The sequence below is a fragment of the Nonomuraea sp. NEAU-A123 genome (genome assembly GCF_018603905.1).
Classification (GTDB): Bacteria; Actinomycetota; Actinomycetes; order Streptosporangiales; family Streptosporangiaceae; genus Nonomuraea.
This window is the reverse complement of record NZ_JAHFZZ010000006.1, coordinates 182,683-196,338: the sequence shown is the minus strand read 5'-3', so window position 1 is coordinate 196,338 and position 13,656 is coordinate 182,683. Positions and strand designations below refer to the sequence as shown.

14 protein-coding genes are annotated in these 13,656 nt (G+C 68.7%); 6 read left to right on the top strand and 8 right to left on the bottom strand.

What is annotated here, in order from left to right; translation table 11 throughout:
• Positions 1 to 166: 166 nt before the first annotated feature.
• Positions 167 to 562: a TetR family transcriptional regulator C-terminal domain-containing protein gene (locus tag KLK06_RS20040; protein ID WP_308168347.1), complete on the bottom strand. Its 396-nt coding sequence runs from the start codon at positions 560 to 562 to the stop codon at positions 167 to 169.
• Positions 563 to 1,130: 568 nt separating this feature from the next.
• On the opposite strand from KLK06_RS20040, the gene KLK06_RS20035 reads away from it, so the two are divergent.
• Entirely contained in the window at positions 1,131 to 2,630 is a 1,500-nt protein-coding gene (locus tag KLK06_RS20035) for an FAD-dependent monooxygenase (RefSeq protein WP_214637054.1), read from the top strand.
• Here KLK06_RS20035 and KLK06_RS20030 read toward each other — a convergent pair.
• The 4 genes from KLK06_RS20030 to KLK06_RS62370 all read right to left on the bottom strand — a co-directional run bounded on the left by KLK06_RS20030 (position 2,539) and on the right by KLK06_RS62370 (position 7,070).
• On the bottom strand, positions 2,539 to 3,423 hold the full coding sequence (locus KLK06_RS20030) for a hypothetical protein (RefSeq protein ID WP_214637053.1): 885 nt from the start codon (positions 3,421 to 3,423) through the stop codon (positions 2,539 to 2,541). The genes KLK06_RS20035 and KLK06_RS20030 overlap by 92 nt on opposite strands.
• 201 nt (positions 3,424 to 3,624) lie before the next feature.
• Positions 3,625 to 3,999: a VOC family protein gene (locus tag KLK06_RS20025; RefSeq protein ID WP_214637052.1), complete on the bottom strand. Its 375-nt coding sequence runs from the start codon at positions 3,997 to 3,999 to the stop codon at positions 3,625 to 3,627.
• A gap of 45 nt (positions 4,000 to 4,044) precedes the next feature.
• Positions 4,045 to 6,225 (bottom strand): accessory Sec system translocase SecA2, encoded by a 2,181-nt coding sequence (secA2, locus tag KLK06_RS20020; protein ID WP_308168345.1) that lies wholly within the window; start codon positions 6,223 to 6,225, stop codon positions 4,045 to 4,047.
• A 167-nt stretch (positions 6,226 to 6,392) separates the two neighbouring features.
• The gene (locus KLK06_RS62370; protein ID WP_308168344.1) at positions 6,393 to 7,070 is read right to left on the bottom strand and encodes an EamA family transporter; all 678 of its coding nucleotides are present in this window, start codon (positions 7,068 to 7,070) and stop codon (positions 6,393 to 6,395) included.
• Between the two features lie 238 nt (positions 7,071 to 7,308).
• Here KLK06_RS62370 and KLK06_RS62365 point away from each other — a divergent pair, with 238 nt between their 5' ends.
• Positions 7,309 to 7,521, top strand: a complete 213-nt coding sequence (locus KLK06_RS62365; protein WP_214637050.1) for a hypothetical protein — start codon at positions 7,309 to 7,311, stop codon at positions 7,519 to 7,521.
• 342 nt (positions 7,522 to 7,863) lie between these two features.
• On the opposite strand, the gene KLK06_RS20005 is transcribed toward KLK06_RS62365, so the two are convergent.
• Together KLK06_RS20005 and KLK06_RS20000 are read right to left on the bottom strand one after the other, a co-directional pair.
• Entirely contained in the window at positions 7,864 to 8,676 is an 813-nt protein-coding gene (locus KLK06_RS20005; RefSeq protein WP_214637049.1) for an SAM-dependent methyltransferase, read from the bottom strand.
• Between the two features lie 55 nt (positions 8,677 to 8,731).
• A complete protein-coding gene (locus tag KLK06_RS20000; RefSeq protein ID WP_214637048.1) occupies positions 8,732 to 9,781 on the bottom strand; it encodes an acyltransferase in 1,050 nt (349 codons plus the stop codon).
• A 150-nt stretch (positions 9,782 to 9,931) separates the two neighbouring features.
• Between KLK06_RS20000 and KLK06_RS19995 the strand changes: the two genes are divergently transcribed.
• On the top strand, positions 9,932 to 10,276 hold the full coding sequence (locus KLK06_RS19995; protein ID WP_214637047.1) for a PRC-barrel domain containing protein: 345 nt from the start codon (positions 9,932 to 9,934) through the stop codon (positions 10,274 to 10,276).
• Positions 10,277 to 10,338: 62 nt separating this feature from the next.
• Here the strand turns inward: KLK06_RS19995 and KLK06_RS19990 are convergent, their stop codons facing one another.
• Entirely contained in the window at positions 10,339 to 10,935 is a 597-nt protein-coding gene (locus KLK06_RS19990; protein ID WP_214637046.1) for a nucleotidyltransferase, read from the bottom strand.
• A gap of 80 nt (positions 10,936 to 11,015) precedes the next feature.
• Between KLK06_RS19990 and KLK06_RS19985 the strand changes: the two genes are divergently transcribed.
• The 3 genes from KLK06_RS19985 (at position 11,016) to KLK06_RS19975 (ending at position 13,656) form a co-directional block, all read left to right on the top strand.
• Complete coding sequence (locus tag KLK06_RS19985) at positions 11,016 to 11,501, top strand: DUF1360 domain-containing protein (RefSeq protein ID WP_214637045.1); 486 nt, start codon at positions 11,016 to 11,018, stop codon at positions 11,499 to 11,501.
• An 84-nt stretch (positions 11,502 to 11,585) separates the two neighbouring features.
• Positions 11,586 to 11,735 (top strand): GPGG-motif small membrane protein, encoded by a 150-nt coding sequence (locus tag KLK06_RS19980; RefSeq protein ID WP_214637044.1) that lies wholly within the window; start codon positions 11,586 to 11,588, stop codon positions 11,733 to 11,735.
• Positions 11,736 to 11,871: 136 nt separating this feature from the next.
• Complete coding sequence (locus KLK06_RS19975; protein WP_214637043.1) at positions 11,872 to 13,656, top strand: SpoIIE family protein phosphatase; 1,785 nt, start codon at positions 11,872 to 11,874, stop codon at positions 13,654 to 13,656.

The following is a 13,656-nucleotide window of genomic DNA, read 5'->3' as shown; positions in this document are numbered from 1 at the left end:
CGCGAAGCGCGCGGACGGGCCCGCCACCTCACAAGCTCCGTGAAGCGCGGACAGACCCGCCACCTCACAAGCCCCGCGAAACGCAGACAGACCCGCCGCCTCGCGAGCTCCGTGAAGCGCAGACAGGCCCGCAGGCGCCCTGCCACAACCGCCCTCTGGCGCCACCTCAGACGCCCGACCCCAGCATCCCTCGCAGGAGTTCCCGCACGGCCTCCCGCAGATCGTCGAGGGAGGGCGCATCACCTGCCCCCGCGATGGAATCGAACATGATGCCCTCGCCGAACGCCACCAACTGCCGCCCATGCCGCACCGGATCCGGCGACCCGAGCGCGGCCAGCAACCCGACGACGGGATCACGGAAGCGCCGCCCTGCCTCGTCGTAAATCTTGCGCAACTCGGGCCGCCTGGTCGCCTCCAGCGCCAGCTCGTACCGGGCCAGAGTGCGCCTACGATCGGCGAGCTGCACGTACAGCGCCTCAGCCACCAACCCCGGCAAATCGGACTCCAGAATCGCTTCAGCCATCTGACCCGACAGCCCGGTCTCGTAGGACGACTCGGTCACCCGGCCTGGCAGCTCCGACGCCCGGACCAGCTCGAACGCCTGCGACAGCTCAGACCCCTGAGATGACTCATGCCCCCCGGACGCTTGGACCGTCCGACCTGACGGGTCAGCCCCCCGGACCGAACCAGCTGTCCCACCCGTCGAGTCAGACTTCCGGAGCGAGTCAGCTGTCCCACCCGACGAACCAGACTCCGCCGACGAACCAGCCGTGCCGCCCCTCGGATTAGTCCCCCGGAACGCGTCGGCTGGCCAGGCCGGGGCGGTCGAGCTCTGGAATCGGTAGATCGAGGCCAAAGCCTGTTCTTCCAGATCCGTGAGGCGGGAAAGCGTCAGTTCCAGGAGTGCCGCGCGGGTGCGGGCCAGGTTGGAGGTTGATCCGGGTGGGAGGCCGGCGGCCTCGTCGACGGCTCGGTGGGTGAGCCCGCGCATGCCACGCTCCGCCAGCAGGGTGATTGCCGCGTCCGCGACGGTCTCAGAGCGCTTCACGATCACTAAGACTACACCGGTAGTGGGAGCGAACTACAGGCGTAGTATGGTGAAAACTACAGACGTAGTTGGGGAGGCAGGAATGGCCAGAGCTGTGGTGATCGGTGGCGGCATCGGCGGGCTGACGGCGGGGATCGCGTTACGTCGCAAGGGCTGGGACGTGATCGTGCTCGAACGCACGCCCAAGCTGGAGCCTGTCGGGTCCGGCGTGGCCATCGCCGCCAACGCGTTGAAGGCACTCGACGTGATCGGCCTGGGCGACCGCGTGCGCAAGCTGTCCAGGATCCAGGGTCAGGTGGGGGTACGGCATCAGAACGGGCGCTGGCTGACGCACACCACCGAGGACAAGGCTCAGAAGCTGTACGGCGACTCGATCGTCGTCCTGCTCCGCGCCGACCTCGTGGATGTGCTCGTGGAGGGTCTGGGCCACGAGCACCTGCGCTTGAACACCACCGTCTCCGGCGTGGACGCCGACAGGGGCGTCGTCCGTACTGGCGATGGTGACATGGAGGCCGATCTGATCGTGGCGGCTGACGGCATCCATTCGGCGACGCGCACCGCGCTGTTCCCCGAGCATCCCGGTCCCGTGTACTCGGGGGTCACCGCCTGGCGGGGGCTGGTGCCCGCGCTCGACCGCGAGATCCAGAGCACGGAGACGTGGGGCAAGGGTCTCTTGTTCGGGGCTCATCAGTTGACCGACGAACTCGTCTACTACTACGCGACCGACCTGTCACCCACCGGAGCCGTACACGCGGACGAGCGCGAGGAGCTGTTGCGCAGGTTCGACGGCTGGCACGATCCGATCCCCGCGTTGATCCGCGCGTCGGACAACGCGCGGATCCTCCGCAACGACCTCTACTACTTCGACACTCCGCTGCCCGCCATGCACCGAGGCCGGGTGGCGCTCATCGGGGACGCGGCCCACCCCATGACCCCGAACCTCGGCCAGGGCGCCTGCCAGGCCATCGAGGACGCCATCATCCTCGCCCTTGCCGCCAGCGGGGAGCTCGCGGTCGGGGGCGAACTCCGGGCCAGAGGTGATCTCAACGCCGGTGTCGCTTCTCCAGGTGGCCGTCCTCTGGGTGGGGATCTCGCAGGCCGGGACCGGTCAGGTGATGGCCTCCCAGACAGGGACAACCGCGATCGGCGCGTCGATGCGGAGCCTCGCCTCCAAGGCGAGGGCCTACCCGGTGGAGCTCTGCCCGGCAGGACTCTGGCAGCCGGGGGTCCGGCAGGTGAAGACCCGGTAGCCGGAGGCCCGGCAGACGGAGGCCCGGCAGACGCGGGTCCGGTAATCGGGGGTCCGGCGGGTGCGGGGCTGGCAGGTGGGTGCGTCGATGTGGGAGACGGGCTTGCTGCCTATACGGCTGCGCGGCTGGAGCGGACCGCCAGCATCGTGCGCATGGCGATGACCATCTGCAAGATGACCAAGCTGCGCAACCCGGTGGCCGTTGGGCTTCGGAATGTGGGGGTGGCGGTGGCTTCGCGGGTCATACCAGATCTGATGTTGCGGTCAATGAACGAGATCCTCGGGTGGCGTCCACCGGCACAGGATGGGAGTGATCAGGGGACAACCGACTGAGTGTGATGGTTCCGCCGATGGTGAGCGCGGCCGCCAGCACAGCGGGGATCGCGGTGGAGGGGTTGGTCGGGAGGGGTTCGCCGAGGAGGATCGCGCCGGCGAGCACTGAGGTGATCGGGTCCACGACCTGCACGCCCGCGTACGCGACGCCGAAGTAGCCCACCGCGTACGACCGTTGCAGCAGCACGACCGCGCAGACCAGCAACACGGGCACGGCGAGTGTGAACCAGTGCAACAGCCTGCCCCAGTCCCCCTGCATGCCACCCCCGACCGCCCGGACGAACGTCGACACGCTCGCGGTCACGGCGCCGGCTCCCACGGACAGGACGAGGGCCTTGCCGGGTCCACGCAGTCTGTTGGCGATCAGTTCGGCGGCGAGGACGATCACGCCGATCACGGCGATGAACCCGATCGCGGCCCCGTCGCCGAGTTTCGGCGTCACGTTGTGCGCCGGGAGGAGCACCATGAGCCAGAGCAACCCGACGGCCACCGCGATGGAGCCAAATATTTCCGCTTTGTACGGGCGACGGCCGTACATCAGCGCCGCCAGCGGCACGGCGAACACCAGAGTGGCCACGCTGATCGGCTGCACGGCGACCAGTGGCGCAAGGCTCAGCGCCACGGCGTGCAGGCACGCGCCGGTGAAGCCGATGACGCCGCCGATCCACCAGCGAGGGCGCCTCACCAGTCTGAGGGAGGCGCCCTCCGCTACGGCTTCGAACTGTTGCAGCGCCGCACCGAACGCGTATCCGAGCGCCCCCGCCAGCGCGATCACGAGGCCGACCCAGGTCATCGTCGCCCACGCAGGGACATGGATCCTTCCAAGAGCATTGCACCAGCTTATGAGGGAAGCTAAGTGCTGCAATCATCCTTTAGGCCAAACATCCCTCTCATCACGGACGTACCTGCCGTACCGGCACGGTCTTCCGCATGACGGAACATCCAGCTCCGCCCGCCCTTTCCACGCCAGGGCGGGCACCTGACTGGGGACGAGTCAGGACTGCTCAGGACAGACGCAGAACACGTGCCCCTCCGGATCCTGCAGCACGATCCACCCGACCTTCTCCTCCGTCACCCCAGGCTGGAACGCGGGCTTCGTGGCCCCCAGCGCAATGTACTGCTCCACAGCCCGCTCCACATCCGGCACCCGAAAGTCGAGGTGGAACTGCTTGTCCGAACTGGGCCACTCCACCGGCTTGCGGTCGGGGACGCGGCCGAAGTAGATGTTCGTCGTACCGTCGCCCACGGCGGCGTACTCGTCCTCCGAATACTGGATGTCCAGCCCGGTCACCTGGTGCCAGAACTCGGCCATCTTCTTGGGCTCCGCGCAGTCGATGGTGACGGCCAGGAGCTTCGCTTTCGTTGTCATGGTTCGAGGGTGGCAGGCATACCTGCCACCCTCTGTCAGGTACGGCTAGCCGCGACGTGTGGCGGATGTCACCCGCTTGAGGATCCTGTCCCACTCCGTGCCGAACGGGTTGTCCTGCACCAGATAAGTCCAGGTCGCGGTGGGGCGCTTGAGGTCGGGCTCCGGCGCCTCGAACGACTCCATCGAGCGGCGTTCGACCTCCGTCAGCAGCGCCTTGTACTCCGCCACGGCCTCCCGGTGGAACTCGTCGATCGGGCTCATCCGACCGAGCGCCCGCAGGTGGATGCCTTCGCGCAGGTCGGTCAGGAACGCCAGGTGCTCGGTCCAGCAGCGGTCGATCGCGTGCAGCACGATCTGCCTGGCCGTCTCGTCGCGGGTGTCCTCCGGCAGCGCCTCCCAGCGTTCGGGGTCGGCCTCGGCCAGCGCCTTGGCCGCCGAGTCGCTGTGCAGGACCTTGTCGCGCCACTCCAGAATGAGCTCGCGCTGGTGCTCCAGCAGGCGGGTGTAGCGCCAGGTGTTGCGGTGGATCTCCAGGTTGACGCCCTCGGCGACCCGTTGGGCGTGGCCCACGAGGTAGACGCCGCGGCGGTGGCGTACCAGGCCGTCGGCGTCGGCCGCGGGCGGCCGCTCGTCGGGGACGAACTGGGTGATGAGGTCATCCTTCATGCTGACGAAGAACACCGAACCGCCGGGATCGCCCTGACGGCCCGCGCGCCCGCGCAACTGGTCGTCGAGGCGGCTGCTCGCGTGGCGGCCCGAGCCGATCACGTAGAGGCCGCCCAGTTCGGCGACGCCCTCGCCGAGGCGGATGTCGGTGCCGCGGCCCGCCATCTGTGTGGAGACGGTGATGGCGTCGCGCTCGCCGGCCTTGGCGATGATCGCGGCCTCTTCAGCGTCGTTCTTGGCGTTGAGTACGACGGGCTCCATGCCGCGCCGCTGCAGGAGCTTGGCCAGGTTCTCCGACTCGGCCACGTCGAGCGTGCCGATGAGGATGGGCCGACCGGTGGCGTGCGCCTCCTGGATCTCCTCGACCAGCGCCGCGTCCTTGTCCGGAACGGTCGGATAGATACGGTCCGGCTCGTCCTGCCGGACGCACGGCCGGTTGGGCGGGATCACCGCGACCTTGAGGCCGTAGAACTCGCCGAGTTGCTCGCTGACCGCGACCGCCGTGCCGGTCATGCCGGAAATCTGCGGATAACGCTTGATCAGGCCCTGGACGGTGATCGAGTCGAGGATCTCGCCCTTCTCGCTGGGCGGCAGCGTCTCCTTGGCCTCCACGGCCGCCTGCAGGCCGTCGGGCCAGCGCTGGAGTACGGCCACCCGGCCGCGCGACGGGTTGATGAGCTGGACCTTGCCGTCGCGCACGATGTAGTCGACGTCGCGGGTGAGCAGGGCGTGGGCGTGCAGGGCCAGGTTCAGCTCGATCAGCGTGCCGGGCTCGTTCTCGTCGTACAGCTCGACGTCGAGCATGCCCTCGACGCTGTCGGCGCCCTTGGTCGTCAGGTAGACGTTGCGCGCCTGGTCGTCGATCTCGTAGTGGTAGCCCCGGATCAGCTGCCTGACCAGCGCCGCCATCTCGGGCACCGCGCTGCCCTCGTCGGCCGCCCCCGCCATGACCAGCGGCACCCGCGCCTCGTCCACGAGCACCGAGTCGGCCTCGTCGACCAGCGCCACCTCGGGCGCGGGCACGATGATCTCGGCCGCGTCGGTACGCAGCCGGTCGCGCAGCACGTCGAAGCCCATCTCGCTGACGGGTCCGTATGTGACGTCCTTCGCATAGGCCGCGCGCCGCTCGTCGGGTGTGGAGTTCTGGTCGATCCAGCCCACCGTGACACCCATCGCCTCATAGAACGGCGCCATCCACTCGGCGTCTCGCCGGGCCAGGTAGTCGTTGACGGACATCACGTGCACCCGCTTGCCCTGCAGCGCGTACCCGGCCGCGGCCATCGCCCCCGACAGCGTCTTGCCCTCACCGGTCGCCATCTCGGCGATCTGCCCGTCGAGAAGGGCGAGCGTGCCCAAAAGCTGCACGTCGTACGGCCTGAGCCCGAGCGTCCTGTCGGCGGCCTCCCGCGCTACAGCACAGAACTCGGCCAGATCACCCATTCTCGGCTGGGGCAGCTCCTCAAGCGCGCCAATGCGTTCGGCTCGTTCGGCCGCCGCCTTGACGATCTTTTTGTACGGGCTGAGGTTCACCCCGCCCGGACGATCCAGGAGGTTTCTCACTATTCCGGAAATCGACGCCACAATCCCTCCAACGCATGCTTTGTCAGCGCCGTTCCCATTTAGTGTCAAGTGTGCTCAATCGGGGAGCGGAGCGACGGTACGGCAAGCATCGCCGTACGGACCCTAACTCATAGGACGGCCGCAATCGCCACCCCGCTCCGCGACCGCTAATCCTTATCGGTCGTATGGCCTGCTTGTACGGCCTGCACCACCACGGCCGCCAGCAACAACGCGCACCCGCACCATGCCAGGGGCGCGAGACGCTCGCCGAACAGCACCACCCCGAGCACCGCCGCGCCGACGGCTTCGCCGAGCGAGATGATCGAGACGGTTGTGGCGTTGAGCGCGGTCAGGGCTCGGAAGAACAGCGCGTAGGCGAGTGCGGTCGGCACCGCGCCGAGATAGAGCAGCAAGGCGACAGGGGTCACTCCGGCCTCCGGCAGCACCCCGCCGGCCAAGGCGAACGGAGCGAGGCAGGCGGCCGCGACGGCGAACCCGCCCATAGCCGTGCGCTGGGGGTCGTCGTGGTGGCGGCGCGAGTAGAGGGTGACAGCGGCGTACCCGGCCGCGGACACCAGAGCCAGCGCGATCCCGGCCGGCCGGCCGCCACCGACGTCCCCAGCGGCACTCTCCCCGGTGAGGAGGAACAGGCCGCCCAGCGCCGTCGCCAGCGCGGCGAGGGCGGCGCGGCCCAGGTGCTCCCTCAGGAGGAACCGGCTCCCCAGCGCGGTGAACACCGGCGTGGCGCCCATCGTGACCACCGTGGCGACGGCCACACCGGACTGCGCGATGGCGCCGAAGTAGGCGGTCTGATAGACGGCCATCCCGACACCGACGACCAGCACCCGCCGGTTGACCCGACCCGGCAGAAAACCTCGACCCCACCCCCCGCCGACCTGACCCGGCACAGAACCACGACGCCGCCCGCCCCCGCCCCCATCGCTCGGCAGAGAACGCCGACGCCGTCCCCCGCCGACACCACCCAGGAGAGAACTCCGACGCCACCACCCGCCAACATCACCCGGCCGGACGACGTCCGACGTGACGCCGTTGGTGGTTGCCGTGGGTCGGATGGTGGTGGACGTGAGGTGGGCAGCGGACGACCTCAGGCTGGTGGTGACCGACCTCAGGCGGGTAACTGCCCCCGCCCAGCGGGTGGTGACCAACGTCGGGCGGGTGGCGGCCGACGTCGGGCGGGTGGCGGCCGACGTCGGGCGGACAGTAGCCGACGTCGGGCGGGTGAAGGCCGACCTCAGGCAGGCGGCCCCGTACAGGAAGGCGGCGCCCAGAAGGTAGCGCCAGAACGAGACGTCGACGGGGCCGAGCCCGCCTGACTGGAAGAGCAGGGACCCGGCGGCACCGCCGGTGCCCCAGGCGGTCGCGGCGACGGACACGTAGAAGGTGCCCCGCCGCGCGGAGACGTGCGACATGACTGATCTCTCCGGATGGAGTGGTGGAAAAGGGCCCGGTAGGCGGGCAGCAGCCACTCCCAGACCTGGTCAGATCCGGAAAAATCGGGAAAAGCCGCCCGCTACTCGGCGGGCGGAGGGGAACAGATCAGTCGATGCGGCACGACGACCACCCTAGCGCCGACGAACCATCCGATTCACCTACAAATCTCAGCACAAAGACACGCGTTCAGGCGGGTTTGCGCGCCACACCACCCAGCAGCAGCTCTTCCCACGTGGCCAACGGCCCCGGCAACCGCTCGTCAGGCCGCCACTCCGGAAAGTGCACCACCCCGGGCTCCTCCAGCACCAGCCCGTCGAAGAAGCGCTCGATCTCCGCCCGCGGCCGGAAGTACCCGGTCCCCATCGTCACGTGCAGCATGGCCTCCAGCGCCTGGGCCTGCGGGCTGATCGAGGCCAGCATGTTGGACGCCGCCAGGTAGCTCCCGGACGGTAGCGCGGCCATGTAGCGCTTGACCAGCCCATGCGGGTCGTCCCGGTCGGGGAACAGGTGCAGCAGCCCGATCGCCAACAGCCCGACGGGCTGCGAGAAGTCGATGAGCCGCGTCACCCTCGGATGCCGCAGCACCGCCTCCGCGTCCCTGGCGTCCTCGGTGATCGCCAGCGCGAGCTCGTTCCCGTCCAGGATCGCCCGCGCGTGCGGCTCGACCATGGGATCGCAGTCGACGTACACGACCCGTACGTTGGGGTCGGCGAACTGGGCGACCTCGTGGGTGTTCTCGATCGTCGGCAGCCCGGCGCCCAGGTCGATGATCTGCCGGATCCCGGCCTCGCGGACCAGGAAGTCGACGACCCGGCCGATGAAGGCCCGGTTGCACCAGACGAGGTTCACCACTTCGGGCACGGCCTCTTTCAGGCGGCGGGCGATGGCCCGGTCCACGGCGAAGTTCTCGGTGCCGCCCAGGAGCGCGTCGTGCACGCGGGCGACACTCGCCGTGGTGCTGTCCACGCCGGGAGGCGCCCACTCGGACCCGAGACTCACCTGTCCCCCTTCTCTGTGACGCGGATGTTATCCGCTACCTGGCCATTCCGAAACCTCAGACCAGCACCGCCGGCTGCCGCCGGGGAGCCATCAGGCGCTTGAGCGCGGGCGCCAGCGGACGTTCGACGAAGCGGTGCACCGCGTACGCCGCCGCGCACATCACCGCGATGAGCCCGAAGAGCAGAACGTACTTGTCGACCGCCCCGCCGATCCGGTCGAACACGATGAAACCGACGTGCGCGTGCAGCAGATACAGCGGGTACGTGAGCGCGCCCGCGGTCGCCAACCACGGCAGGGCCAGCGGCGCCGTCACCCGGAGCGCGACCAGCGTCATGACCGCGAAGAGCGCCATGACCACCAGGGCGATGACCACGGGGCTGTAGTCGACCGAATAGCGCTCCCCCACCGCCGCCGCGTAGCCGATGGCGCGGTAGACGGCGTTCCCCAGGCAGAGCGGCACCAGCACCAGCACCTGCTTACTGGGCCCGAACTTGTAGAGCATGAACAGCGCCATCCCCGCGATGAAGTAGTGCGCGAACTCCGACTGCACCACCAGGTCGATCACCGGCGGCAGCACCCCCGCCTCGACCGCGAGCGTCAGCCCCAGCCACGCCCACAGCCCCGCCAGCACCCGCCCCCGGGTCATCCCGATCCAGGCGAACACCAGGATGAGCAGGTAGAACCGCATCTCCGCCCACAGCGTCCAGTAGACGACGTCGACGTTCGCCACGTCCGGCACCGCCTGGAACATCGTGAGGTTGGCCAGCACCTGCCCGAAGGAGACGGAGAAGACCCCGGCCCCCAGCGTCACCGTGACCAGCGTGGTGACGGCGATGCCCACCCAGTAGGCCGGGTAGAGCCGGATCGCCCTCGACACCGCGAACTCGCGCGGGCTCCTGCCCCACGCGCTCATCAGCACCACGAATCCGCTGATCATGAAGAACAGGTCCACACCCAGATAGCCGTACTTGGACCAGACGCTTTCGGCCTGGAAGACGACCGGGCTGTGACCACCGGCCCACCCCGAGAACGTGTAGTGGAAGAACACCACACAGAGCGCCGCCAGCAACCGGAGCCCGTCGAGTTCATACAGCCTGCTCCGCATGGATCTGTCCCCCTCCGTTATGAGGAGGGTCACCCAGACGGCTTGACGCTCCATTGAAGGCCGCTATACGAGAGCGCGGTGTTTAGCGGAGATAGGTGGGGTAGCGGAAGGCCTGCCCGAGAAAGACGAAAGACAGAGAGAGGATGAGCAATGGAGCTCTGGGACTATCAGCCTGACGTCTACGACCGCGGCCAGAGTCTGGACATCGTGGGTTACCACGTCCAGGCGACGGACGGGAAGATCGGGTCCGTCGATGAGGCCACGTACGAGGTCGGCGAGAGCTACATCATCGTCGACACCGGACCGTGGATCTTCGGCAAGAAGGTCATGCTCCCCGCGAAGGTCGTCACGCGTATCGACCCGCAGGAGCGCAACGTCTACGTCTCGCGCACCAAGGCCGAGATCAAGGACGCGCCCGAGTTCGACGAGGGCAAGTTCAAGGAGCCCGAGTACAGGACGCAGCTGGGTGACTACTACAGCCGCTTCCCGCACTAAGCTCCCTGCATGAACCGAGAGCCGCACCCCGACCGGGGCGCGGCTCTCGTCTTATCAAGGAATCAGGGCCAGTGCGGGTCGCCGTCGGCCAGCACCGGTGCTTCCAGTACGGCCAGGCGTTCGAGCAGCGTGAGGAACGTGGTGGCGTACGGCGATCCCACCACCACGGCGGCCACCCGGGGCCAGTTGACCTGCTCGCGCAGGGCCCGCACCTGGGGCAGCAGCGCTCCATAGTCGCAGGCGTGCTCCGACAGCGGCAGCAGCCAGGAGATCACCAGGTCGGTCGCCTCCAGCACCGGCACGATGACCGCCGACGCCGTCATCGGCTCGGCCCGGTCGAGCAGTTCGTCAGTGATCGACTGGTCGGACACCCGGAAGATCAGATCGACCAGCCGGTCCTCGTCGTACGCCTTGACCAGCCAGTCCTCGGGCGGTTTGGCGGTCGTGAAGCCGATCCCCCGCAGGGCCTCCAGCGCGGCCGGCACATCGTGCTCGGTCAACACGAAGTCGACGTCGTGCAACGAGGGGGCCGCGCCTCTCGCGTAAGCGGCGCACCCGCCCGCCAGGGCGAACTTCACCCCGGCGTCCTTCAATCCGGAACTCGCCCGCTTGAGCGTGTCGAGGATGGCATCGGTGACCGCGTGACCATGGCTGCTCATGTGCTCCGGCTACCCGCACGATCGCCGAGTAGGCCCTGGGGCAGAGAGTAGAGCCGGAGGCGGAGGGCAGCGAGCCACCCATGACCAACTTCCTGGAGAAGACCGAACGCGATTACGAGGGCGAGCACGACCGGCCACTCGGCACCTACATCCGGATCCTGACCGTGTACGGCGGCGCGGTGGCGACGGCGGTCGCGGCCGCGGCGCTCACCGGGCGGCGGCCCCCCGAACGCATCGGATTCATGGACGTGGCGCTGATGGCCGCGTGCACGCACAAGGTCGCGCGGCTGATCGCCAAGGACCCGGTGACCAGCCCGCTGCGCGCCCCCTTCACCCGCTACGAGGGCGTGAGCGGGCCCGCCGAGCTGGATGAGACCCCCCGCAACACGATCGGCGAGCTGCTCGGCTGCCCGTTCTGCATCGCCCAGTGGGCGGCGACGGGGTACGCCGCCGGGATGGTGTTCGCGCCACGGTTCACCCGGCTGGCGGGTGCGACGATGGCCGCGGTGGCCGTCTCCGACTGGCTCCAGCTCGCCTACGCCAAGCTCATCAAGGCGACCGACTAGCGGAATTAGCTTATAGACCGCCTTCTACCTGGCGGTTCACTGGAAAGCATGTTAAAGGCCGATCGCTGAGGGCAGAGGCGGCTCATGGCTACTTTGCTCTGGATCATCGCCGTAATACTCGTCATCTCTGGGATCTACGTGATCCTGGCCCGCCGCGACCTCCTCTGGGGAATCGTCCTCATCGTTCTCGGTTTCCTGGTGGGTCCCGGCGGGGTCAGCATCTTCCATGTGTAAGGGGCCACACGCCCCTAATCACCGTCCCCTCCACTGGGCCGGTCCTCGAGTCCGGCCCAGTGGACCGTCTACTTTTTGCTGAAATATCGCTACGTATGCACCTCTTTCCCGTCCTCTGGTAGGGAATGGGAAGGATGTGAGCAATTACCCGCCGTTCGGCGGCCGCTACGACTGTGGCGCGGCGGCCGCCGGGATCCGCGAGCTGCTGACGCGGCTGCGTCACCGAATGCGCAATGAGGCGATCGTCGACGAGGCCACGTCCCGGCTGGCGACGCGGCTGAACATCAGGCCCACGGAAGCGGCCGACCAGCTCTCCCGCATGGCCCAGGACAGCGGGCTCGCGCTGGTCGAGATCGCCAGGGGGATCGACAAGCCGCCCGATCATCCGGTCGAGCCACCGGTACTGCCCAGCTGGGTCGCCGGGGTTCTCGAAACCGTGCACGTCTCGGCGTGTTTCCTCACCCCCGTCCGCGACGCCACGGGCCGCGTCGTGGACTTCCTGATCGCGGCGGCCAACCAGCACGCCGGCGACGTGGCCGGGTGGACGTCCGGGGAACTACGCGGACGCCGCCTCATCGAGACCAGCCCCGGCGCGGCCGGCTCAGGGCTGTTCGACGACTTCCTGAACGTCTTCGAGACCGGTGACACGCTGTACCGGGGCCCGCTCGAGTTCGTCGAGGTGCGGCACCACCTGCTCTGGCCGGCCACGATGAGCGTCCGCGCGGTGCGCATGGAGGGCGGGCTGCTGGTCAGCTGGCGCGCGCTCGACGACGAGGAAGTGCTGGTCGCCGGCTGGGAGCGGGCGCAGCGGCTGGCCGAACTGGGCTGGGGCGAGTGGAACCTGGCCACCCAGCAGACGCTGTGGACGCCGCAGATGTACGAGATGTTCGGCAGGGAGCGCGGCGAGGGCCCGATGCCCCTTGAAGACCTGCCTCTCGTGGTGGTGCCCGACGACCTGCCCATCGTGGACGACCAGTTGCGCACGCTCCTGGAGCACAGCGAAGCGGTCGAGACCGAGTTCCGCATCCAGCACCGACACGGGCTGCGGCATCTCAGCGTGGTCAGCGAGCCGGTGCTCGACACCGAGGGGCTGCCCGTCAAGGTGCGCTTCCTCGTCCAGGACGTGACCAAGAACCGCCGCAGGGAGCGGGCCCTGGCCGTGGCCCACGCGCAGGCCTCCCTGCAGCGGGAGCGGGCCGAGGAGGAGCACCGCATCGCCGTGCAGCTCCAGAACACGATCCTGCCGGTACGCCGGGGACTGATGCAGCTGCCCGGCCTGTCCATCGGGGTGCGCTACCTGCCCGGCGAGGAACTGACCCGGCTGGGCGGCGACTGGTTCAAGGCCCGTCCCATCCCCAACGGCAGGGTGCTGCTGGGCATCGGCGACGCCATGGGCCACGGGCTGGCCGCGGCGAGCCTCATGCTGCAGATGCGCTCGGCACTGGCCGGCCTGGCCTATACCCAGGCGCCCGCCAACCAGCTCACCACCTGGCTGAACGACCTGCTCGTCCACTCCAACGACGGCGTGACCGTGACCGGCACCGCGATCGTCGGCCACTTCGACCCCGCGGACCGCACGCTGTCCTGGACGAACGCCGGCCATCCGCCGCCGCTCCTGATCAGGCACGGCCGGGCCGAGCTGCTCGAAGGCGTACCCGGCACCATGCTGGGCGCCTTCGAGAAAGCCGAGTACGGCCTGGCCACGACGCAACTGGAAGCCGACGACATCCTGGTGCTCTACACCGACGGCGTCATCGAACGGCGTGGCCAGGACCTCGACGCCGGGATCGCCGTCCTGACCAAGGCCGCGAGCCAGTGCGGCTGCGCCGACCCGGAGAAGGTGATCGACTGCGTGCTGTCGCACCTGGACGGCCGGGGCACCGACGACGACGTCTGCATCGTCGCCGCCCGGGTCCTGTAG

Bases quoted from the DNA above. Each gene is read 5' to 3' on its own strand.
- KLK06_RS20030 (WP_214637053.1), bottom strand. From the start codon at position 3,423: ATGACCTGGGTCGGCCTCGTGATCGCGCTGGCGGGGGCGCTCGGATAC.
- KLK06_RS19985 (WP_214637045.1), top strand. From the start codon at position 11,016: ATGACCAACTTCCTGGAGAAGACCGAACGCGATTACGAGGGCGAGCAC.
- KLK06_RS20035 (WP_214637054.1), top strand. From the start codon at position 1,131: ATGGCCAGAGCTGTGGTGATCGGTGGCGGCATCGGCGGGCTGACGGCG.
- KLK06_RS20000 (WP_214637048.1), bottom strand. From the start codon at position 9,781: ATGCGGAGCAGGCTGTATGAACTCGACGGGCTCCGGTTGCTGGCGGCG.
- KLK06_RS20025 (WP_214637052.1), bottom strand. From the start codon at position 3,999: ATGACAACGAAAGCGAAGCTCCTGGCCGTCACCATCGACTGCGCGGAG.
- KLK06_RS19980 (WP_214637044.1), top strand. From the start codon at position 11,586: ATGGCTACTTTGCTCTGGATCATCGCCGTAATACTCGTCATCTCTGGG.
- KLK06_RS19995 (WP_214637047.1), top strand. From the start codon at position 9,932: ATGGAGCTCTGGGACTATCAGCCTGACGTCTACGACCGCGGCCAGAGT.
- KLK06_RS19990 (WP_214637046.1), bottom strand. From the start codon at position 10,935: ATGAGCAGCCATGGTCACGCGGTCACCGATGCCATCCTCGACACGCTC.